Origin of the sequence: Micromonospora sp. NPDC047738 (genome assembly GCF_040642675.1) — a bacterium.
Classification (GTDB): Bacteria; Actinomycetota; Actinomycetes; order Mycobacteriales; family Micromonosporaceae; genus Micromonospora.
Window position 1 is genome coordinate 99169 of sequence record NZ_JBEYSO010000004.1, and the last position, 19377, is coordinate 118545.

The following is a 19377-nucleotide window of genomic DNA, read 5'->3' on the forward strand; positions in this document are numbered from 1 at the left end:
CCTTCATGTCCGAGATGCTGCGTGCCCCCGCCGAGGTTAAGTACGCCGACGAACTCGACTACCTGGAGTCGGTCGACAACGACCCGAAGCCGTTCTCCTGGCGGCTCAGCCCGCGCATGGTCCGGCTGTTCGTCCTCGGTTCCGAACGGGCCGACGGCCTGGACCGGGAGATCCCGCAGAAGTGGTTCGGCGACCGCACCTTCGTCGAACGCAGCATCGTGACGCTCGCCTCCGACCGGGGTCTGCTGCTGATCGGTGACCCGGGCACCGGCAAGAGCTGGCTGGCCGAGCTGCTCGCCGCCGCGATCTGCCGCAACTCCACTCTCGTCGTGCAGGGCACCGCCGGCACCACCGAGGACCACATCAAGTACTCGTGGAACGTGTCCATGGTCATCGCCCGCGGGCAGTCCCGCGAGTCGATGATCCCGTCGCCGATCATGACCGCGATGGAGCAGGGCGTGATCGGCCGCTTCGAGGAGCTGACCCGCTCCACCAGCGACGTGCAGGACGCGCTCATCTCCATCCTGTCGGAGAAGTACGTCTCGATCCCCGAGCTGAACGACGACAACATCGTCTTCGCCAAGCCCGGCTTCTCCGTCATCGCCACCGCGAACAGCCGCGACCGGGGCGTCAACGACCTCTCCTCCGCGCTCAAACGGCGATTCAACTTCGTCCGGATCCCGGTGGTGACCAACAAGCGCAGCGAGGCCGAGATCGTCCGGTTCCGCACCGAGGAGCTGCTGCGCCGGCACCGCATCGAACTCGAGGTCCCGCCCACCCTGCTGGACATCCTGCTGCAGAGCTTCGCCGACCTGCGCACCGCCGCCGCGGCGGCGACCAGCGACGACGAGAAGCTCGAATCGGCGCTGTCCACCGCCGAGCAGATCGGTGTCCTGGAGGACGCCATCCTGCACAGCCAGTTCTTCGGCGACCGGATGCTGCGCGCCGAGACGTTGGCCGGCTCGCTGATGGGGTCGCTGGCCCGGCGCAGCCCGGAGGACCTCGCGATCCTCAACAAGTACCTGCACGGGGTGGTGGAACCCCGGGCCAAGCAGGACGGCGGCGGCTGGGAGGGCTTCCTCGACGGCGGACGCCAGGCCATCGCCGCCCTCTCATGACCGCCGCCGTCGCCGGCCCGTTCGGTGCCCTGCGCCAGCAGCTCACCGACGCCGCCGTTGCCTTCGCCGACTCCCCCGACGCGCTCGCCGGCATCCTCGCCGGCATGGTCGACGACGTCGACCGCGCCCTCGCCGTGCCGCTGGAGATCTTCCCGGTGTGCCACCACTCGCCGGCCTCGGCGCTGGCGATGCTGCGCCGGCTGCGCGCGAAGCAGCCCCGGGTGATCTACCTGGAGCTCTGCGAGGATCTGCAACCGCTCCTGGGCGAGCTGCGCAACTGCCGCCTCCCGGTGGCCGTGCAGGCGTTCGCCGCCGAGCTGGACGGCCACCCGGCCGAGTGGGGCCCGCTCAGCGTGGTCGCGCCGATCACCGAGGCCTCCGCCGAATACCAGGCCATCGCGTACGCGCTGGAGACGCCGGGCGTGGAGCTGGTGCTGGTCGACCGCTCCACCGACCACGTCTTCCAGTGGCTGCCCCGCGACCGACCGGAGCCGACCCGCCCAGGCGGCGGGGACGGCGACGCGGGCGAGGACGGCGGGCGACCCGGCGACGAGGGCGCCCTGCACGGCGACGCGGTCGGCGTGGAGATCGGCGACCTGCGCCCCGGCTTCGCCGAGCTGGAGGCGCACCTGCTGCACCACGGCAAGGTGCGGCACTGGTCGGAGTGGTGGGACCAGTACGTCGAGCAGCCGCTCGCCGACGCCGATCACGACACCTACCGCCAGGTGATGGTGCTCATCGGCAGCCTGTTCCGCCGGCTGCGCCCGGCCCGCTCCGCGCGCCTGGACCGCGACGAGGACCGCGAACGCTACATGTGGACGCGGATGCGCGAACACCTCGCCGCCTCCGGCGTCGACCCCACCGACTGCCTCTACGTCTGCGGCGCCTTCCACGCCGCCAGCCACGTCGAGCAGTTCGGCCTCGCCGCCGGCGCGCCCACGTACGAGATCAGCCCGCGCACCGGCACCCGCTGGCACTACGGGCTGATCCCGTCCAGCCACTCGGCCATCGAGGCGCAGTTCGGCCTCGCCCCAGGCTCGGTCTCCATCGCCGCGGCGACGTGGAGCAAGGCGCTGACCCGTGCCGGCCTCACTGGCTACCGGCTGGACGGGCAGCACGGCGGCCGCACCAGCGCCAAGGGCCGCCGCCGGGCGGCTGCCGGCACGGCCCCCGACACCGGGGTCACCGACCGGCTCTCCGGGTTCCTCGCGGCACCACCCGAGCCGGGTGGTCTCGACGAGGCGGAGCTGCGCGGCTGGTGCGTCGACATCGTCCGGCTCGCCCGCCGCAACGGCTACCTGGCGAGCACAGCCGACGCCATCGCCGTCTTCGAGACCGCGATCCTCCTCGCCGGGCTGCGCAACCGGGCCCGCCCCACCCCGTACGACTTCGCCGACGCGGCGGTCACCTGCATCGAGAAGGACGTCGTGCCCGGCCGGCGCGACGTGCGCCGGCTCTGCCAGATCCTCCTCGGCGGGGACCGGGTCGGTCAGGTGGGCTACGAAGCCCTCCCGCCGCTGGCCCGCGACGTCCTCGACCGGCTCCGACCGCTTGGCCTGGACCCGGAGAAGCGTACGGTCCAGCGCGCCCTGCTGGACCTGCGGGCCGACCCGCACCTGGCGCCGTGCTCGGATCTGCTGTGGATGCTGCGCTACCTGCTCCCGCCCGACGCGGTCCGGCCCATCATGGGCGAACGGCGGCTGGGACACCGATCCATCCAGGAGAGCTGGGACCTCGCACTCGGCCGCAACCAGCGGGCGTTGATCGAGCTGGGCTACGAGGGCGTCACCGTGGAGCAGGTGCTGGAGCAGCGGCTGCGCCGGGCGGTCCGGGGCTCGGAGGCCACCGCGGCCGGCGCCCTGGCGGCCGTCGAGGAGGCCATCCGGCTGCTCGACAGCCCGCGTCTGGTCGACGAGCTCGGCGCCCGGGCGGTGGAGCTGCTCGCCGCCGAGCGCACCGTCGACGACGCGCCGGAGGTGCTGCGCCGGATCCGCCGGCTGCTGGCCCACCACCGGGCCGGCGCTGCAGCCCTGCCGGCCTGGTGCGCGGCCTTCGTGACCACCGGCTACGCGCACTACTGCACCTTGCTGCCGACCGCCGTCGTCGACGAGCAGACCGGCGTCCGACAGGTCGGCGCCATGCTCGGTTTCCTGTTCAGCATGGAGAGCCTGGCGCTGTCCCTCGGCTGCGACCGCACGCAGCTCGAACTCGCCGTCGCGCAGGCTCACCCGGAGGCGCCCGCCAAGGCCGCGCTACTCTGGGCGGCCCGCCACCAGTTGGGCCTGCTGCCCCTCGCCGAGCTGCGGGCTCGCTGCGCCGACCTGCTGGCCAACCCGCTGGTGGTGCCGACCTTCCCGCAGTACCTTTCCGGCTTCGTGCAGGCCCTGGAGCCGGTGCCCGGGCTGGCGCCGTTCGTGGTGGAGCTGATGTCCGCGGCGTTCGGCCAGCTGCCCGACCCGATCCTGCTGCCCTGGCTGCCCTCCCTCATCACCACCCTGCGCGAGCACGGGCCGGAGCTGGTGCCGTTGCTGATCCGCGAGGCGGGCCGTACCTTCCCCGACAACCTGGCCGCGCTGGACGCCTGGGTGCCACCCTGGGCGGCAGCCGCCCCCGTCTCGGCGGCGGCGCTGCCCGTCGCGGCGGCGGGGCCGGTGGTCAGCTTGCTGGCAGACCATCCCGAGGCCGTCGACGCGGTCGCCGGGCTGCTCGGCTGCCCCGGCGAGTGGCGGCGGCCCGACGCGCCCGCGCACACCGAGGTGGCGGCGCTGCTCAGCCAGCACCCGGAGTCGACCGCAGCGGTGGCCGGCCTGCTGGGGGCCGGCACGGGCTGAGCCGGGACCGTCGGCGGCGGTCAGCGGAGCCAGCGGCGCAGGTACGCCGCCAGCCCGGTCAGGTCACCCCCGCCGGAGCGGTAGCCGAGGTGCCCGTCGGGGCGTACCAGCAGCAGGCCGGCCACGCCCGGGGCGAGGCCGAGCCGGCGCAGCGCCACCCGGTCGTCGGCGGCGCTCGTCAGCCGGTGCACGGTGACCTGACCGGCCCGGCGCAGCGGCGCGACGACCTCCTCCGGCCAGGCCGCTGGCGGACCGCCCAGCAGCAGGTGCCAGCCGGGCGGGGCGGTGAGCCGGTGCAGCGTGGTGCCGTCGACCGGGGCGTCGGGCAGCCGGTCCCCGGCTCGCGGACCCCGGCGCGGTGCGCCCGGGCCCTGCACGGACAGCGGGCTGCGCCGGTAGCGGATGTTCAGCTCCGCCACCGTGCGGAAGGCGGTGGCGCGCACGCCCCGGGCGGCGAGCACGGCAGGCAGCACGGCGGGCGCGATCCGGGTCCGGGCGAAGCGGGCCAGCGGGCTGGTGGCGGTGACGGCGGTGAACGCCCGGTCGGTGAGGCGCAGCACCAGCCGGCCGACCGGCGCCCGCTCCGCCTCGTAGCTGTCCAGCAGCGCCGGGTCCGGGCTGCTCTGCAGCGCGTGGGCGAGCTTCCATCCAAGGTTGACCGCGTCCTGGATGCCGGTGTTCATGCCCTGGCCTCCGGCCGGGCTGTGGATGTGCGCGGCGTCGCCGGCCAGGAAGAACGGCCCGGATCGGTAGCGGGTGGCGGCGCGGTGGTGCAGCCGGAAGTTGGTCATCCAGACCGGGTCGCGCAGCCGTACCGCCCCGCCGGTGTAGGTGTCGGCGAGGGCCTGCACCTCGGCGAGGGTGACCGGGGCGTCCGGCGGTGTCCGGTCGCCGGGTGGGCGGATGGCCAGCAGCCGCCAGGTGGCCGGGTGGCCGAGCGGAAAGAGGAGGAACAGCCCCCGCTCGGCGAGGAAGGCGTGCGCCGGGCCGGCGGCCACGCCGTCGGCCTCGAGGTCGGCCAGGACGAACGTCTGCGGGTACGCGGCGCCCTCGAACCCGATCCCGGCCAGGTGACGGACGGTGCTGTGCGCGCCGTCGCAGCCCACCACGTACCGGGCGGACACCTGTTCGGCAGGGCCGTCCCGGTGCCGCAGCGTCGCCACGGCGTCGTCCCCGGTACGGTCCAGCCCGACCAGCTCGACCCCTCGCTCGACGGCGATCCCCGCCGCCGTCAGGTGTTCGCCCAGGATCCGCTCGGTCTCGGCCTGCGACAGGAACAACAGATAGGGGTACGCGGTGTCGTGCAGACCGAGGTCGAACAGCGGCACCATCCGCTGCCGACCGGGTACGTGCAGGCACAGGCGCACCGCCCGGTTGCCCAGAGAGACCAGCTCGTCGGTCACGCCGAGCCCGGCGAGGACCTCCAGGGTGCGGGGCTGGATGCCCAGTGCCCGGGACTCGTGCACCCGGTCGAGCGCCCGGTCGACGACGCGTACCCGCACGCCGAACATGGCCAGCTGCCCGGCCATGGCGAGCCCGGTGGGGCCCGCCCCGACCACCAGCACCTCGACGGAGTCCATCGGCACCCCCTGGCTCGGATCGCGGGACCGCCCCTCTGGGCATGACGATATCGAGGCGCCTCCAGCAGTTCACGCCGCTGACGGCGCCGGGGCGGTAACGAGCTGCGCGAACAGGTCGGCGGCGGCGTCCAGAACGTCCCGGTCACCGGTGATCAGCAGGTCCAGCAGCAGGCCGCGGGTCGCGGCGAGGCTCAGCCGGGCCCGGCGGCGGGCCTCCGCGCGGTCGTATCCGAGCTGGACGAACAGCTCCTCGACGGGGGCCGCCCAGGCGGCGATGACCGAGGCCCGGAACGGCTCGGTCCAGGATCGGCCGTACAGCGCGTGCGCGTAGATCTCGAAGAACAGCCGTTCCGCCGGGGCCAGCGTCGGGTCGGCGAGGCGCCGCCAGAAGCGGCGGCTCACCTCGACCGGATCATCGGTCTCCGTGGCGAGGGTGGCGAGCGCGACCCGCTGCTCGGCCTCGACCCGCCGGACGACCTCCGTGAGCAGGCCCTCCCGGCTGCCGAAGTGGTAGATCAGCATGCGGTGGCTGGTGCCCGTACCGGCGGCGATCTCGCGGAGGCTGAGCTGGCTGAACCCGCCCTCCTTCAGGAAGTTGACGCACCGGTCGAGCAGCGCCTCGCGGGCGTCACCGGCCACCGGTGGACGCCGCGCCGTCGTCCGTCGCACCGGCGGACGGCGCCGCCGTGGCTGCGGCCTCGGCGGCGGCTCGGAGCCCGGCCGCCTCCATCCGCAGGTACCGCCGCGTCCGCGCCGCGGTCAGCAACGCGACCAGCCAGGCGAGGGCGCCGGTCTGCCGGATGCCGATGTCGATCCGGCTCATCCCGTCCGGCTCGGTCTCCACCCGGTGGTAGGCGACGGTGTGCACCCCGGGGACGTGTGAATCCCAGGCGAACGAGGCGCCCGGCCGTAGCTCGTCGACCCGCCACACCGTCGGTGGCAGGCCGGGCTGCCGGATGCGGAACCGGTTGCCCACCGCCAGGGCGGGGCCGTCGAGCGGCTCCACCGCCGACATGGACGCCGTCCACCGGGGATAGCTCGTCACGTTCGCCAGCGCGGCCCAGGCGTGCTCGGGAGCCGCCGCCGTGGTGATCGTCTCCGCGTAGTTCATGTACCAGATGGTACACAGCGGCGGCGAGCGTCAATAGCTGCCACCTCGGCCCAGCTGCGCGGTGACCCGCTCCCGCAGCGCGGTCAGCGCCGGGCTGACCGCGACGGCGAGCGGCGTGGGATCGGCCAACCGCCGGGCCCCCGCCGGCAGCCAGGCGAGGTCGGCGTCGAACCGGCGGCGGGCGGCTCGCACCTCGGCGGCGGGGTCGGCATTCTCGAGGCGCCGGCCATCACGCATGACCGGCGCCAGCAGCGGCTCGCGATCCGCCGGGGACGGCTCGTCGCGCAGCCCGACCAGATCCCCGTCGGCGCCGGTGGGATCGCGGAACACCTGCTTGGGGCCGGGCAGCGTGGCCTTGCCGGGCGACAGCTTGAGCACCGGCCGGTCGCCGTAGGCGACCAGTTTGTAGGCGCTGTCCAGCGACGGCGCGTCGTAGGAGACGCCCATCTTCGTGCCAACGCCGTACCCGTCGATCGGGGCGCCCTGGGCGACGAGCGCCGCGATGACGTCCTCGTCCAGGCTGCCGCTGGCCACGATCCGGGCCTGCCGCAGCCCGGCCTCGTCCAGGATCGCGCGGGCCTGCCGGGCCAGCGCCGCCAGGTCGCCGGAGTCGAGCCGCACGGCCATCGGGCCGGTCAGCCCGAGTTCGGTGACGACGTCCACGGCGGCCCGGACGCCGGCGGGCGTGTCGTAGGTGTCCACGAGGAAGATCGGGTTCGTCGGGAAGTCGGCGGCGAACGCGCGGAACGCCGCCCGCTCGTCGGGGAACGCCTCGACGTAGGAGTGGGCCATCGTCCCGGACGGGGTGAGCCCGTAGCGCCGGGCGGCCTCGACATGGCTGGTCGCGGTGAAGCCGGCGATGGCCGACGCCCGTGCCACGCCCGCCCCGGCCTCGATGCCGTGCGTGCGCCGGAACGCGAAATCGATCAGCTGGGCGTCGCCGGCGGCCAGCCGGCAGCGGGCCGCCTTGGTGGCCACCGTGGTGTGGAAGGTGATCAGGTTCAGCACCCCGGTCTCCACCAGTTGCGCCTCCGCGATCGGCGCGGTCACCTCCAGCAGCGGCTCGTCGGCGAAGACCACGCGACCCTCGGGTACGGCCCAGACGTCGCCGGTGAACCGCAGCCCGGCGAGCGCCGCCAGGGTCGCCGGGTCGAGCCCGGCCACCTCGCGCAGGTAGCCCAGCTCGTCGTCGTCGAAGGTGAAACTCTTTAGGAAGTCCAGCGCCTCGGCCAGGCCGGCCGCGACCAGGAAACCGCGCCGGTGCGGCAGGCGGCGGACGAAGAGGCTGAAGGTGGCCGGCTCGGTCATGCCGCGGCGCAGGTAGCTGGCCGCCATCCGCAGCTCGTACAGGTCGGTCCGCAGTCCGCTCATGCCACCCCCTCGACCACGCCACCACTGTGGTAGACGCGGCGGTGGCGCGTACGGGAAACGGAGATCCTGCGGCAGCCCAGCACCGCGTCGAAGGTGCCGACGGATCCGTTGACGGCCAGGCGGGATCCCCCGCATCGTTGACGAACCCATCGGGACGTGGGTCCGGTTCAGCGGGCGGACGGGCACCGGCGGGCTTAGAGTGTGGGGATGGGGGAAGCGGTTGCCGCGTCCGCGGTGGCCATCATGGCTGCCGTGATGGGTGGCGTCCCGACGCCGACACCGACGCCCAGCCTGCGGGTGGACGCGACGCCCGTGCTGACCTCGACCCCGTTCGGTGCGCTGCCCGGGCAGCAGGTCACCCACACCGTCACGATCGCCGGTACGGCGACGCTCGTCGCCGCGCGGATCACCTTCACCACCACCGCGGATCTGGAGACGGTCACGGCGCGCGCCCAGCCGGGTTGGTGCGCGGTGACCGCCCGCGAGGTGGTCTGCGACCTTGGTGACGTACGGCTGGCCAGCGGCTCGCCGGCGCCGCGGATCACGATCACGGGGCGGGTCCGGCCGGGCGCGGCGCCCGGCACCGTGGTCCGTAACCGGGTCAGCCTCACCTCCGAGCAGGTGCCGGAGAACGAGGCCCAGATCGCCAGCAACGCCTACCTGGTGCCCGGCTCGACCGCGACGCCCACTGATCCGCCAGTCGAGCCGCAGGCGGCGACGGTCGACCCGACGCCGGCCCGGTCGATGCGGGTGCCCACCGTGCTGGCGGTGGTGGTGGCGGGCTTGGCCGCGGCCGGGGCGCTGGTAACCCGTCGACGGTTGCGGCAGCGTCGCGCGGAAGGTGTTACGACCGGACGGCCGGATCCGATGTAGCAGGCGGAGGCAGGCGGCGTCAGGAGAACGGCATGAACCGACGGTGGTGGCGGCGGGCAACGCTGGCGGCGGTCGCCGGGACGGCGACTGTGGTCACGACGTCCACCTGGCTGGACGCCGGGACCGGCACCGCGGCGGCGCAGGGGCCGCTGCCCCTGCCGACCCTTTCCCTGCCCGTGCCGCTGCCCTCCGTGTCGCTGCCGCCCCTGCCGCTGCCGTCGGTGACACTGCCCCCGCTCACGCCGCCGTCGCCGAAGCCGCCCAGCGTCCGACCGACGGCCTCCTCGTCGGCCGGCCCGTCAACCGGGCACACCCCCGGGCTGGCGCCGGCCTCGCCGACCGCGCCGTCGCGAGCCGGCGGACCGGCCGCCCCGGCCACGGCCCCGCCGATGGCCGACCCCGAGTCCGCCCCGGCACTCATCGCCGCCGACCCCGGCGCCGACCTGTACCCGCAGCCACCGACGGACGCCGCCACCACGCCCGACGCCCGTCAGGTCGCCGCGCTCACCGACGTCGAGCGCCGGATCCAGTACCTGCACAACATTCTGGCCCGCACCCGCGACGACCTGGCCACGGTGCAGCGCCAACCCGATCCGGTGCTGCAACTGCTGACCGCCTGGACCGGCGGCCCCGCGCCGGCGGGTGACCCGGCGCCGCCGCTGGCCGTGGTCGACGCCGCGGACCTGCTCGACACGCCCACCGGCCGCGCCGCCGCCCTGTCCGCCGCGATCACCTCCGGCCAGGCCGAACTCACCGGCCGGCAGCGGGAGGAGGCCGCGCTCCGGCGGGAGATCGACCGGCGGGCCCGCGCCGCCGCCGTGACCGCCGCCGCGGCGGCACCGACCACCCGGGTCGCCGCGCCCGGCGGGAGCCGGCTGGGCCGGCCGCTGGCGGGCCGGCTCACCAGCGAGTTCGGCGTCCGCTTCGACCCGTACTACCACGTCTGGCAGCGGCATCCCGGGATCGATCTCGCCGCCCCGATCGGCACCCAGATCAGGGCGGCCGCCGACGGACGGGTCACCCGCGCCGGATGGTACGGCGGATACGGCAACTACACCTGCGTCGATCACGGCCGGGTGTCCGGGCAGCGGCTGTCCACCTGCTACGGCCACCAGTCCCGCCTGCTGGTGTCGCCCGGACAGCGGGTCCGCGCCGGCCAGGTGATCGGCCTCGTCGGCTCGACCGGCGCCTCCACCGGACCACACCTGCACTTCGAGGTGCGTCTCGGTGGCCGGGCCGTGGACCCGCTGCCCTGGATCTGAGCGCGCCGTCCCTCGCTCGGGACCGTCGGTGTCCTCGCGCGCCCGGCCGGATAGCCTGGTCGCCATGATCTTCATTACCGCAAAGTTCCGGGTGAGGCCGGAGGACGCCGACCGCTGGCCGCAGATCGTCGCGGAGTTCACCGAGGCCACCCGCGCCGAGCCGGGCTGCCTGTGGTTCGACTGGTCGCGCAGCGTGGCCGACCCGACGGAGTACGTGCTGGTCGAGGCGTTCCGCGACGACGAGGCCGGCGCCGCGCACGTGCAGTCGGAGCACTTCCGCACGGCGCAGCGGACGCTGCCGCCGCACCTGGTCGAGACGCCCCGGATCGTCAACGTGACCGTCCCGCAGCAGGACTGGTCGCTGCTCGGTGAGATGGCCGTCCCCGAGGGCAGGTAGTCGACGGTCAGTCCTCGACGGTCGGGCCGAGCAGCCGGATCTCCTCGATGTCCAGGGCCGCCTGCACCTCGCGCAGCACGGCGTCGTCGATCTGGTTGGTCCGCCGCAGCCGGGTGAGCTCCTGCCGCTTGCGGTCGAGGACGCCCAGCCGCAGCCGCCGGGCGAGTTCCCGCTCCTCCTCGGCCTGCTCGTCCCCCGGGCACCGGATGTCGTCGAGGTGCTCCTGGTAGTCGGAGCGGAGCCGCTCGACGGCGTCCGGCGCTGCGCCCACGTCGGCGGCCACCTGGGGCAGGGCGTCGAGGGCGGCCTCGGTGGCCCGGATGCGCGCCCAGCGGACCTCGTCCTCCCGTTCCTGGTCGCCGCTGAGACCGGCCCAGCTCACCACGGCCGGCAGCGTGGTGCCCTGGACCAGCATGGTCAGCACGATGACCGTGACGGTCACGAAGATGATCAGGTCCCGTTCGTGGACGGGCGTGCCGGCGCTGGTCGCGACCGGCACGGCGAGGGCGGCGGCCAGCGAGACCGCGCCCCGGAACCCGGCCCAGCCGGCCGCGGTGCGGACCCGCCAGTCGAACCCGCGGCCGCGCCGGGACTCACGCCGGTCGAGGTTCTGCAGCGTGGACACGCCCAGGTGCACCCAGGCCATCCGGGTCACCACGACGACGACGGTCACCACCACCGCGATGCCCAGCGACTGCGCCGGCGAGTGGCTGGTGATGCCGCGTAGGGATCGCGGGACCTGCATGCCGAGCAGCACGAACAGGCTGCCGTTGACCATGAAGGTGGACAGGTCCCAGAACGCGAACGCGGTGATCCGCGAGCGGGCCCGGATGATCCGGGGCGCGGCCCAGGAGATGAGCAGCCCGGCGACCACCACCGCGAGGACGCCACTGGCGTGCACGACGTCCGCGAGCAGGAACGCCACGAACGGGGTGAGGATGCTGATCCCGCCCTCGCGCAGCGGGTCGTCGACGTGGCTACGGATCAGGACGGCGACCCCGCCGACCAGCAGGCCGGCGGCAACTCCGGCGGCGGCCGAGCCGACGAACCGCCCGAGCAGTCCGGCTGGCCCAGGGAGTGCTCCCCCGGCGATCACCCCGACCGCGACGGCGAAGATCACCAGCGCCGTACCGTCGTTGATCAGGCTCTCCGCGCGCAGGGTGGTGAGGATGCCGCGCGGCATCCGTTTGGCCAGGCCAGCGACGGCGGCGGCGTCAGTCGGCGCGAGTACCGCGCCGAGTACCCAGGCCGCCGGCGACTCGACGCCGAGGGCCTTTGCGGCGTACGCGACCGCGACCGTCGTGAGGAGCACCAGCGCCACGGCCAGCAGGGCGATCACCGCGAGGTTGGCCCGGACCTCGCGGATGCTGATCACGAGGCTCTCCCGGTAGAGGATCGCCGGGAGGAAGAGCACCAGCACCACCTCGGGTGGGAGCACCACGTGCGAGAACGGCGGGAGCAGCCCGAGCAGCGCGCCCATGCCGATGAGCAGGACCGGGGGCGCGACACTGTAGCGGCCGCCGATCGTGGTGCCGATCAGCACCGTCGCGCCCAGTACCGCGATCAGCACGAGCGGTTCCACGTCGTACCCCCGTCACCCGATCGGCGTGGTGCGGCGGCGGGCGGATCGCGGGCACGCCGCCGCCCCAACATGGTGGTACGGCCGACCGAGGACGTGCGGACAAATCGGCTAATTTGGGCGGCGGCTACTCGAACCGTGACGGATCCCCGGCGCCGCGGCGCAGGATCTCCGGTTCGGGCCCGGACAGGTCGACCACGGTGGTCGGCTCGGTCCCGCACTCCCCCGCGTCGACGACGGCGTCGAGCTGGTGGTCGAGCCGTTCCTTGATCTCCCAGCCCTGGGTCAGCGGTTCGTCCTCGTCGGGGAGCAGCAGCGTGCTGGACAGCAGCGGCTCGCCCAGCTCGGCCAGCAGCGCCTGGGTGACCGTGTGCTTCGGTACCCGCACCCCGACGGTGCGCTTGCGCGGTTCCTGGAGCCGGCGCGGCACCTCGTGGGTGGCCGGCAGGATGAACGTGTAGCTGCCCGGGATGGCGGCCTTCACCAGGCGGAAGACCGAGTTGCTGACCTTGACGAACTGGCCGAGCTGCGCGAAGTCGCGGCAGACCAGGGTGAAGTGGTGCCGGTCGTCGAGCCGGCGGATCTCCCGGATCCGGTCCAGGCCGCCTCGGTTGCCGATCCGGCAGCCGAAGGCGTAGCAGGAGTCGGTGGGGTAGGCGATCAGCCCGTCGTCCCGGATCAGGTCGACCACCTGCCGCAGGGTCCGCGGCTGCGGATTGTCCGGGTGCAGGTCGTAGTACCTTGCCACGGCGCCCAGCCTATGCCTCGCCGCGCGGACCCGCGCGGGGTGGGGCGCGGCACAAATTTGCAGCTCGCAGGTTTGGCGGAGGATCGGACCGGAAAGGATGAGGCCCGCTCGAAGAGGGGGATCCGACCATGTCCGATGCCAGCACAGACCGCGACGACCGTCCGGCCGAGGTGACCGACCCGCTGCTGTGGCGGCTCGCCGCCGCGGTGGCCGACACCCACCAGCCGGATGAGAACGGCGCCTGCGACAACGGCAGCTGCTTCGGCGCGGCCTGGCCCTGCGCCCCGTGGCACAACGCGCAGATGGGTCTGCGCGCGGCGCAGGCCGCACCTCGTACCGGCACTGCCGAGCCGGCCGCCCACCAGGACGGACCGGAGACGCCGGCTGGACGGTCCGCCGAGTCGTCCCCGCGTCCGCCGTGGCAGCCGCTTCCCGACCAGTCGCCGTTGGCGATCACGTCCGCCGCCTGACCCGGCACACCCGGGGGTGCTTAATCCAGTTGGTCAGTCTGGCCAGCCGATCGCGTCGAGGAACTCTTCCACGGCGACCACGACTCGGCTGAGCACCGCGATGGATTCCGTGAGCGGGCCGGGCACGTACATCCCGTGATCCGCTCCTGCCACCTCCAGCACGTGGGGTGACAGCCGGCGGGCGAGGTCACCGTCCCACACCTTGTCGGCGGTGCCACCCACGAGGAGGAACGGTGCGGTCGCACGGCCCAACGCGTCAGCCACCCACGGCAGGGTGAGCAATGGCGTGAGCCACACGGCGGGCAGGGATCTCTCGGCGGCAATCGCTGCCGCATTCGTGCCGAGGGACTTGGCGACCAGCAGTGGGCGACCGCCAACAGTGTCGATCAGCGGGGCGACCTCGCCGCTGACCCACCCCTCGATTGCTGGCTCGTCAGGCCTCGGAAACTCCTGAGACCACGAGTACCGGTGCACCGTTGCGCCCCGCTGCTCCGCCACGTCGCCGGCATACATGAGCAGGGGTGCGCCCGGTCCGAACATACCGCCGGGAATCACGACAGCGTCAGCCATGCGGACGACCTTACCCAGACCTGTGACGGGGACGGGGTCAGCGATCGTGGGCTCGCTGCTGGCCGTTGACTTGGAACCGTGACCGCGAGTCGTGTCAATGTATTGTCCTGACATCCGCCGGCTTCACCGGGTGACCGCTTCGGTACAGTGGCGCCCATCCCCGGACCCCTGGACAGCCGTGACGAGGAGGTCCCCCGTGACCAGCCCCGAGATCGTCGTCGACCGGAGCAGCCCGATCCCGCTCTACTTCCAGGTCGCCGAGCAGTTCGCCGCCGCGATTCAGCGTGGTGACCTGGCACCGGGCGACCGGCTGGACAGCGAGTTGCAGCTCGCCGACCGGCTGGGACTGTCCCGGCCCACCGTCCGGCAAGCCATCCAGCACCTGGTGGACAAGGGGTTGATCGTGCGCCGGCGGGGCGTGGGCACCCAGGTCGTCCGGGGCGAGGTCCGCCGGGCGGTGGAGCTGACCAGCCTGCACGACGACCTCGCCCGGGCCGGACGGCAACCGTCCACGTCGGTGTTGGAACTGGCGACTGTGGGCTGCCCGGCCAAGGTGGCGGCGGCGCTCGGGGTGGACGCCGACAGCCCGGTGCAGCACCTGCGCCGGCTCCGCTTCGCCGACGGGGAACCCCTGGCGGTGATGGAGAACTGGCTTCCGCTCGACCCGGTCCGGCTCACTCTGGACGTCCTGCAGGCCCGGGGCCTGTACGCCATCCTGCGCGCGGCCGGGGTGCGGATCCGCAGTGCCCAGCAGCGGATCGGGGCCCGGGCGGCGACCGCCGCGGAGGCGCAGATGCTCGGCGAGCGGCGGGGCGCTCCGCTGCTGACCATGACCCGCACCGCGTACGACGACCAGGGCCGGCACGTCGAGTACGGCGAGCACCTCTACCGGGCTTCCCGGTATGCGCTGGAGGTGGCTGTCACCGAGCGGTGAACCCCGGGTTTCTCGCTCATTTCCAGTGATAGGTATTTACGTCGTCAGGCTGTCATGACATTGTGGCCGACATGCACCGCCGGCATGGACCTGCGGCCGGCGGGGCGACCCGCGAGTCTCTTCGAAGTCACTTCTTGCGAAGGGAACAGCCCATGTCAGTCACGCCGAGACGCGTCCCGGCCGTGCTCGCCACGCTCACCGCGATCACCCTCGCCGCCACGGCCTGCGGTGGCGGCTCGGAGCCCGCCGGCAAGGACGCCAAGAACATCACCCTCACCATCGCCGCCAACGCCATCGCCGGCGGCAAGAACGCCACTGGTGCGGAGTGGATCGAGAAGTGGGTCATCCCCCGGTTCATCGAGGCCCAGAAAGCCAAGGGCGTCACCGCCAAGGTGTCGTTCGTGCCCAGCGGCGTCGATGACGAGCAGTATAAGACCAAACTGGCCCTGGACCTGCGGTCCAAGGGCGGTGCCGACGTCATCTCGGTCGACGGCATCTGGGTCGGCGAGTTCGTGCAGGCCGGCTACCTGAAGCCGCTGTCCGAGGTGGCCGGTGGCCAGGCCGACTCGTGGGACGGCTGGTCGCAGATCCCGGAGAGCGTGCAGGGCCTCGGCACGTTCGAGGACAAGCGCTACGGCATCCCGCAGGGCACCGACGGCCGGGTGCTCTACTTCAACAAGAAGCTGTTCGCCCAGGCCGGCCTGCCCGCCGACTGGCAGCCGAAGAGCTGGCAGGAGATCCTCGACGCCGGCACCAAGCTCAAGGCGCTGCCCGGCGTGACCCCGATCCAGATCAACGCCGGCACGGCGATGGGCGAGGCGACCACCATGCAGGGCGCGCTGCCGCTGCTGGTCGGCGCCGGCGGGGAGATCTGGAAGGACGGCAAGTGGGCCGGCGCCAACCAGCCGGTCAAGGACATGCTCGACTTCTACACCAAGGTCTACGGTGGCGGTCTCGGCGACCCGAAGCTCCAGCAGGAGGCCAAGGGGCGGGACAAGTCCTTCGAGGAGTTCGCCGCCGGAAAGATCGGCATCCTGGCCGAGGGCGACTACTTCTGGCGCAGCGTCATCAACCCGAAGGATGGCACCGCGAAGATGCCCGACCGGGACAGCACGGTCGGGTACGCGATGATCCCGGCGAAGCAGCCCGGCGCGGGCATCCGGGGGCAGGACTTCGTCAGCATGTCCGGCGGCGGCGTCGACGTGCTCAACCCGAACTCGAAGTACCCGTCGCAGGCGTTCGAGCTGCTCGCGTTCATGCACTCGGCCGAGGCCACCAAGGCCCAGCTCGCCGGCGCGGCGCGGATCACCTCCCGGGCCGACGTCAACAAGGAGGTGCTGGCCGGCGACCCGATGCTCAACTTCGTCGCCGAGAAGGTGCTGCCGTTGACCGCGTACCGGCCGCCGCTGGCGGTCTACCCCCAGGTGTCGGTCGCGCTGCAGGAGGCGACCGCGGCTGCGGCGTCGGGCAAGAGCGCCGACGAGGCGGCCTCGGCGTACCGAAAGAAGGTCGAGGGGATCGTCGGTGGTCCGGGTAACGTCTCGTCCTGACGAGACGGTCGGGGGAGCGCGCCCGGCGACGGACGCCTCCCCCGCCCCCGACGCCGCCGGGCTGGGCCGGGCCCGCGCCGCCGGGTTCCTCGTCCCGAGCATGGTGCTGATCCTGCTCTTCCTCGTGGTGCCGGCAGCCTGGACGATCTACCTCGGCGTCACCAACTACCGGCTCACCGGGTTGGCCGCGGCCCATCCGGAGGTCGTCGGTCTGGACAACTACACCAAGGCGCTGACCGACGAGCGCTTCCGCACGTCGCTGTTGCTGACCCTGCAGTTCGTGCTCGGCTCGGCGGTGCTCGGTCAGGCCGGCCTCGGCTTCGCGATCGCCTTCGCGCTGCGCGACCGGCGCGGTCCACTGCGTCGGGTGGTCGAGGCGTTCATCCTGCTGTCCTGGATCCTGCCCAGCTCGGTCGTCGCGTTCCTCTGGATCGCCCTGCTCGACCGGGACGCCGGCACCCTCAACGCCCTGTTGGGCACGCCCGGCATGGCCTGGTTGCTCGACCACCCGATGCTGTCGATCATCATCTTCAACACCTGGCGCGGTACCGCGTTCTCGATGATGCTCTACGCCGCCGCGCTGGAGAACGTGCCCCGCTCGCACCTGGAGACCGCCCGGCTGGCCGGCGCGTCCACCTGGCAGCAGCTGCGCGACGTGGTGTTCCCGCGCATCCGCGGCCACGTGCTGACCAACCTGCTGCTGATCAGCCTCTGGACGTTCAACGACTTCACCCCGTTCCTGATCACCGCCGGCGGGCCCGAGCAGCGCTCCGAGATCCTGGCGGTCTACGTCTACAAGGTGGCGCTCTCCGGCGGCGAGCTGGGCTTCGGCGCCGCGATCTCGTTCATCATGCTGCTGATCAACCTGGTCATCGCGCTGATCTACCTGCGCATGCTGGGCCGGCGAAGGGAGCGGGCGTGAGCGCGAGGAGTGAGCCGGTTCTGCGAGCCCCGCAGTCGCGAACGAAGGTGCTGCTGTGAGCGCGGACCTGGCGCAGGAGGCCCGGACCGACCTCGCGGCGCGGGCGGCGGTGCGGCACGTGGTGGCCCGCGTCGGGCGCTACGTCTTCCTCTGCCTCGTGCTCGCCTTCTTCGCCCTGCCGCTGCTCTGGCTGGCCACCGCCCCGTTCGACGACACCCCGACCATCGGCACCTCGCTGCCGCGGTTCACCCTCGACAACTTCCGCACCCTGCTGGACAACCCGTACGCGCTGACCTCGCTGGTCAACTCGGTGTGGCTGGCCGGCGGCACCGCCGTGCTGGTGGTGGTCTTCGCCGCGCTGGCCGCGTACGCGCTCAGCCGGGTCCGGGTGCCGGGGCGCGACGCGCTGCTCTACGGCCTGCTGCTGCTGTCGTCCATCGTGACCGGCACGGCCACCATGGTGCCGCTGTTCGAGCTGGCGTTCCGGCTCAACCTGATCGACTCCCGGCTCGGGGTGATCCTGGTCCTCACCGGCGGCCTGCTGCCCGCGGCGATCTTCATCCTCAAGGACTTCATGGACGCCACGCCGACGTCGTACGAGGAGTCGGCGCGGGTCTTCGGCGCCAGCGCCCTGCAGATCATGCGGCACATCGTGGTGCCGGTCGTCCGCCCCGGGCTGGCCACCGTCGGCGTATGGGCGGTGGCGAACGTGTGGGGCAACTTCCTCGTGCCGTTCCTGCTGCTGCGCGGCCCGGACAAGGCCCCCGCCGCAGTGATCATGTACACCCTCTACACCGAGGGCGGGCAGGCCGACCTGCGGCTGCTCTCCACCTTCTCGCTGCTCTACTCGCTGCCGGTGGCGCTGATGTTCGTCTTCGTGAGCAGCAGGTACGGGTTCCGCTTCCACGGAGGGATCAAGCGCTGATGTCCGCCATCACCCTGCGCGAGCTGACCAAGGTCTACCCCAACGGGGTACGCGCCCTGGACGCCCTCGACCTGGAGATCGCCGACGGCGAGTTCTTCGCCCTGCTCGGCCCGTCCGGCTGCGGAAAGACCACCCTGCTGCGCACCATCGCCGGCCTGGAGCTCGCCTCCGCCGGCAGCGTACGCATCGGCGACCGGACGGTGACCAACCTGCCTCCGGGGCAGCGGGACGTGGCGATGGTCTTCCAGGACTACGCGCTCTTCCCGCACATGACCGTGCGGGACAACATCGCGTACCCGCTGCGGATCAAGAAGGTCGGCCGGGCCGCCCGGCACGACAAGGCGGCGGGCACCGCCGAGGAACTGGGCCTGTCGGCGCTGCTCGACCGCCGGCCCGGGCAGCTCTCCGGCGGCCAGCAGCAGCGGGTAGCGCTGGCCCGGGCGATGGCCTGCCACCCGCAGGTGTTCCTGCTCGACGAGCCGCTGTCCAACCTGGACGCGCGGCTGCGGCTGGAGGCGCGGACATTCCTCAAGCGGCTGCAACGGGAACTCGGCGTCACCACCGTCTTCGTCACCCACGACCAGGCCGAGGCCCTCGCCCTCGCGGACCGGATCGCGGTGATGGAAGGCGGCCGGATCCGGCAGGTCGGCACTCCGACCGAGGTGTTCCGCCGGCCGGCCAACACCTTCGTCGCCGGGTTCATCGGCTCCACCCCGATGAACCTGGTCCCGGCCCGGGTGCACGGCGACGAGCTGGCCGTCGCCGGGGTGCGGCTGCCGGTCCCCGAGGACGTCCGCGGCCGGCTGACCGACGGCGAACAGGTGGTCTACGGGGTCCGCCCCGAATACCTCGACCACTCCCCCGAGCCCGTACCCGACGCCCTCACCGGCCAGGTCGTGGTGGTGGAGAACCTGGGCAGCTTCTCCCTGGTGTCGCTGGACGTGCCGGCCGGGGACGACGGGGCGACCAGCGTGCAGGTCGTGGTGCCGGAGGGGCGGGAACCGGCGCCCGGCGACACCGGCTGGGTGGTGCCGCGCCCCGGGCGCACCCTGGTCTACCGGGACGGCGAGCTGGTCACCGGCGCGGCGGCGCCACCGGTGCCGGTGCCGCGTACCGGCGTCGCGGCGGACGCCTGA

At 73.0% G+C, this 19377-nt stretch carries 18 protein-coding genes; 11 read left to right on the forward strand and 7 right to left on the reverse strand.

The features are described 5' to 3' along the window. The first annotated feature begins 5 nt into the window (after nt 1-5). Both ABZ783_RS08700 and ABZ783_RS08705 read left to right on the forward strand, forming a co-directional pair. On the forward strand, nt 6-1118 hold the full coding sequence (locus tag ABZ783_RS08700) for an AAA family ATPase (protein ID WP_357435470.1): 1113 nt from the start codon (nt 6-8) through the stop codon (nt 1116-1118). Next, the gene (locus ABZ783_RS08705) at nt 1115-3949 is read left to right on the forward strand and encodes a DUF5682 family protein (RefSeq protein WP_357435472.1); all 2835 of its coding nucleotides are present in this window, start codon (nt 1115-1117) and stop codon (nt 3947-3949) included. Before ABZ783_RS08700 ends, ABZ783_RS08705 begins: the two co-directional genes overlap by 4 nt. A 20-nt stretch (nt 3950-3969) precedes the next feature. Here the strand turns inward: ABZ783_RS08705 and ABZ783_RS08710 are convergent, their stop codons facing one another. The 4 genes from ABZ783_RS08710 to ABZ783_RS08725 form a co-directional block, all read right to left on the reverse strand. Further along, the gene (locus ABZ783_RS08710) at nt 3970-5529 is read right to left on the reverse strand and encodes an FAD-dependent monooxygenase (protein WP_357435473.1); all 1560 of its coding nucleotides are present in this window, start codon (nt 5527-5529) and stop codon (nt 3970-3972) included. Between the two features lie 69 nt (nt 5530-5598). Then, nucleotides 5599-6168 (reverse strand): TetR/AcrR family transcriptional regulator, encoded by a 570-nt coding sequence (locus ABZ783_RS08715; protein WP_357435474.1) that lies wholly within the window; start codon nt 6166-6168, stop codon nt 5599-5601. Continuing rightward, complete coding sequence (locus tag ABZ783_RS08720) at nt 6158-6640, reverse strand: SRPBCC family protein (protein ID WP_357435476.1); 483 nt, start codon at nt 6638-6640, stop codon at nt 6158-6160. The genes ABZ783_RS08715 and ABZ783_RS08720 overlap by 11 nt, the downstream gene beginning before the upstream one ends. A 30-nt stretch (nt 6641-6670) precedes the next feature. Further along, complete coding sequence (locus tag ABZ783_RS08725; protein WP_357435478.1) at nt 6671-8011, reverse strand: nicotinate phosphoribosyltransferase; 1341 nt, start codon at nt 8009-8011, stop codon at nt 6671-6673. A 207-nt stretch (nt 8012-8218) separates the two neighbouring features. On the opposite strand from ABZ783_RS08725, the gene ABZ783_RS08730 reads away from it, so the two are divergent. The 3 genes from ABZ783_RS08730 (at nt 8219) to ABZ783_RS08740 (ending at nt 10543) form a co-directional block, all read left to right on the forward strand. After that, nucleotides 8219-8884 (forward strand): hypothetical protein, encoded by a 666-nt coding sequence (locus ABZ783_RS08730; RefSeq protein ID WP_357435479.1) that lies wholly within the window; start codon nt 8219-8221, stop codon nt 8882-8884. Between the two features lie 32 nt (nt 8885-8916). Beyond that, nucleotides 8917-10146, forward strand: coding sequence for a M23 family metallopeptidase (locus tag ABZ783_RS08735; protein WP_357435482.1), 1230 nt, complete (start codon nt 8917-8919; stop codon nt 10144-10146). A gap of 64 nt (nt 10147-10210) precedes the next feature. Further along, nucleotides 10211-10543: a putative quinol monooxygenase gene (locus tag ABZ783_RS08740; RefSeq protein ID WP_357435484.1), complete on the forward strand. Its 333-nt coding sequence runs from the start codon at nt 10211-10213 to the stop codon at nt 10541-10543. 7 nt (nt 10544-10550) lie between these two features. Here ABZ783_RS08740 and ABZ783_RS08745 read toward each other — a convergent pair whose 3' ends face one another. Together ABZ783_RS08745 and ABZ783_RS08750 are read right to left on the reverse strand one after the other, a co-directional pair. Then, the gene (locus tag ABZ783_RS08745; RefSeq protein ID WP_357435485.1) at nt 10551-12125 is read right to left on the reverse strand and encodes a Na+/H+ antiporter; all 1575 of its coding nucleotides are present in this window, start codon (nt 12123-12125) and stop codon (nt 10551-10553) included. A gap of 124 nt (nt 12126-12249) precedes the next feature. Then, nucleotides 12250-12870, reverse strand: a complete 621-nt coding sequence (locus tag ABZ783_RS08750) for an L-threonylcarbamoyladenylate synthase (RefSeq protein ID WP_357435487.1) — start codon at nt 12868-12870, stop codon at nt 12250-12252. Nucleotides 12871-12998: 128 nt separating this feature from the next. On the opposite strand from ABZ783_RS08750, the gene ABZ783_RS08755 reads away from it, so the two are divergent. Then, the gene (locus ABZ783_RS08755; RefSeq protein ID WP_357435489.1) at nt 12999-13340 is read left to right on the forward strand and encodes a hypothetical protein; all 342 of its coding nucleotides are present in this window, start codon (nt 12999-13001) and stop codon (nt 13338-13340) included. A 33-nt stretch (nt 13341-13373) separates the two neighbouring features. Here ABZ783_RS08755 and ABZ783_RS08760 read toward each other — a convergent pair whose 3' ends face one another. After that, complete coding sequence (locus tag ABZ783_RS08760) at nt 13374-13910, reverse strand: alpha/beta hydrolase (RefSeq protein ID WP_357435491.1); 537 nt, start codon at nt 13908-13910, stop codon at nt 13374-13376. Nucleotides 13911-14106: 196 nt separating this feature from the next. Here ABZ783_RS08760 and ABZ783_RS08765 point away from each other — a divergent pair, with 196 nt between their 5' ends. The 5 genes from ABZ783_RS08765 to ABZ783_RS08785 all read left to right on the forward strand — a co-directional run bounded on the left by ABZ783_RS08765 (nt 14107) and on the right by ABZ783_RS08785 (nt 19377). After that, nucleotides 14107-14844, forward strand: coding sequence for a GntR family transcriptional regulator (locus ABZ783_RS08765; protein ID WP_357435493.1), 738 nt, complete (start codon nt 14107-14109; stop codon nt 14842-14844). Nucleotides 14845-14996: 152 nt separating this feature from the next. Continuing rightward, nucleotides 14997-16394, forward strand: a complete 1398-nt coding sequence (locus tag ABZ783_RS08770; RefSeq protein WP_357435495.1) for an extracellular solute-binding protein — start codon at nt 14997-14999, stop codon at nt 16392-16394. Beyond that, nucleotides 16369-17316, forward strand: coding sequence for a sugar ABC transporter permease (locus ABZ783_RS08775; protein WP_357435497.1), 948 nt, complete (start codon nt 16369-16371; stop codon nt 17314-17316). The genes ABZ783_RS08770 and ABZ783_RS08775 overlap by 26 nt, the downstream gene beginning before the upstream one ends. 55 nt (nt 17317-17371) lie before the next feature. Then, nucleotides 17372-18241, forward strand: a complete 870-nt coding sequence (locus tag ABZ783_RS08780; protein ID WP_357435499.1) for a carbohydrate ABC transporter permease — start codon at nt 17372-17374, stop codon at nt 18239-18241. Then, the gene (locus tag ABZ783_RS08785) at nt 18241-19377 is read left to right on the forward strand and encodes an ABC transporter ATP-binding protein (RefSeq protein WP_357435500.1); all 1137 of its coding nucleotides are present in this window, start codon (nt 18241-18243) and stop codon (nt 19375-19377) included. The genes ABZ783_RS08780 and ABZ783_RS08785 overlap by 1 nt, the downstream gene beginning before the upstream one ends.

Excerpts from the sequence above, each read along its gene's own strand:
- ABZ783_RS08700 (WP_357435470.1), top strand. The coding sequence starts at position 6 with ATGTCCGAGATGCTGCGTGCCCCCGCCGAGGTTAAGTACGCCGACGAA.
- ABZ783_RS08705 (WP_357435472.1), top strand. The coding sequence starts at position 1,115 with ATGACCGCCGCCGTCGCCGGCCCGTTCGGTGCCCTGCGCCAGCAGCTC.
- ABZ783_RS08710 (WP_357435473.1), bottom strand. The coding sequence starts at position 5,529 with ATGGACTCCGTCGAGGTGCTGGTGGTCGGGGCGGGCCCCACCGGGCTC.
- ABZ783_RS08720 (WP_357435476.1), bottom strand. The coding sequence starts at position 6,640 with ATGAACTACGCGGAGACGATCACCACGGCGGCGGCTCCCGAGCACGCC.
- ABZ783_RS08725 (WP_357435478.1), bottom strand. The coding sequence starts at position 8,011 with ATGAGCGGACTGCGGACCGACCTGTACGAGCTGCGGATGGCGGCCAGC.
- ABZ783_RS08730 (WP_357435479.1), top strand. The coding sequence starts at position 8,219 with ATGGGGGAAGCGGTTGCCGCGTCCGCGGTGGCCATCATGGCTGCCGTG.
- ABZ783_RS08735 (WP_357435482.1), top strand. The coding sequence starts at position 8,917 with ATGAACCGACGGTGGTGGCGGCGGGCAACGCTGGCGGCGGTCGCCGGG.
- ABZ783_RS08740 (WP_357435484.1), top strand. The coding sequence starts at position 10,211 with ATGATCTTCATTACCGCAAAGTTCCGGGTGAGGCCGGAGGACGCCGAC.
- ABZ783_RS08755 (WP_357435489.1), top strand. The coding sequence starts at position 12,999 with ATGTCCGATGCCAGCACAGACCGCGACGACCGTCCGGCCGAGGTGACC.
- ABZ783_RS08760 (WP_357435491.1), bottom strand. The coding sequence starts at position 13,910 with ATGGCTGACGCTGTCGTGATTCCCGGCGGTATGTTCGGACCGGGCGCA.
- ABZ783_RS08770 (WP_357435495.1), top strand. The coding sequence starts at position 14,997 with ATGTCAGTCACGCCGAGACGCGTCCCGGCCGTGCTCGCCACGCTCACC.
- ABZ783_RS08785 (WP_357435500.1), top strand. The coding sequence starts at position 18,241 with ATGTCCGCCATCACCCTGCGCGAGCTGACCAAGGTCTACCCCAACGGG.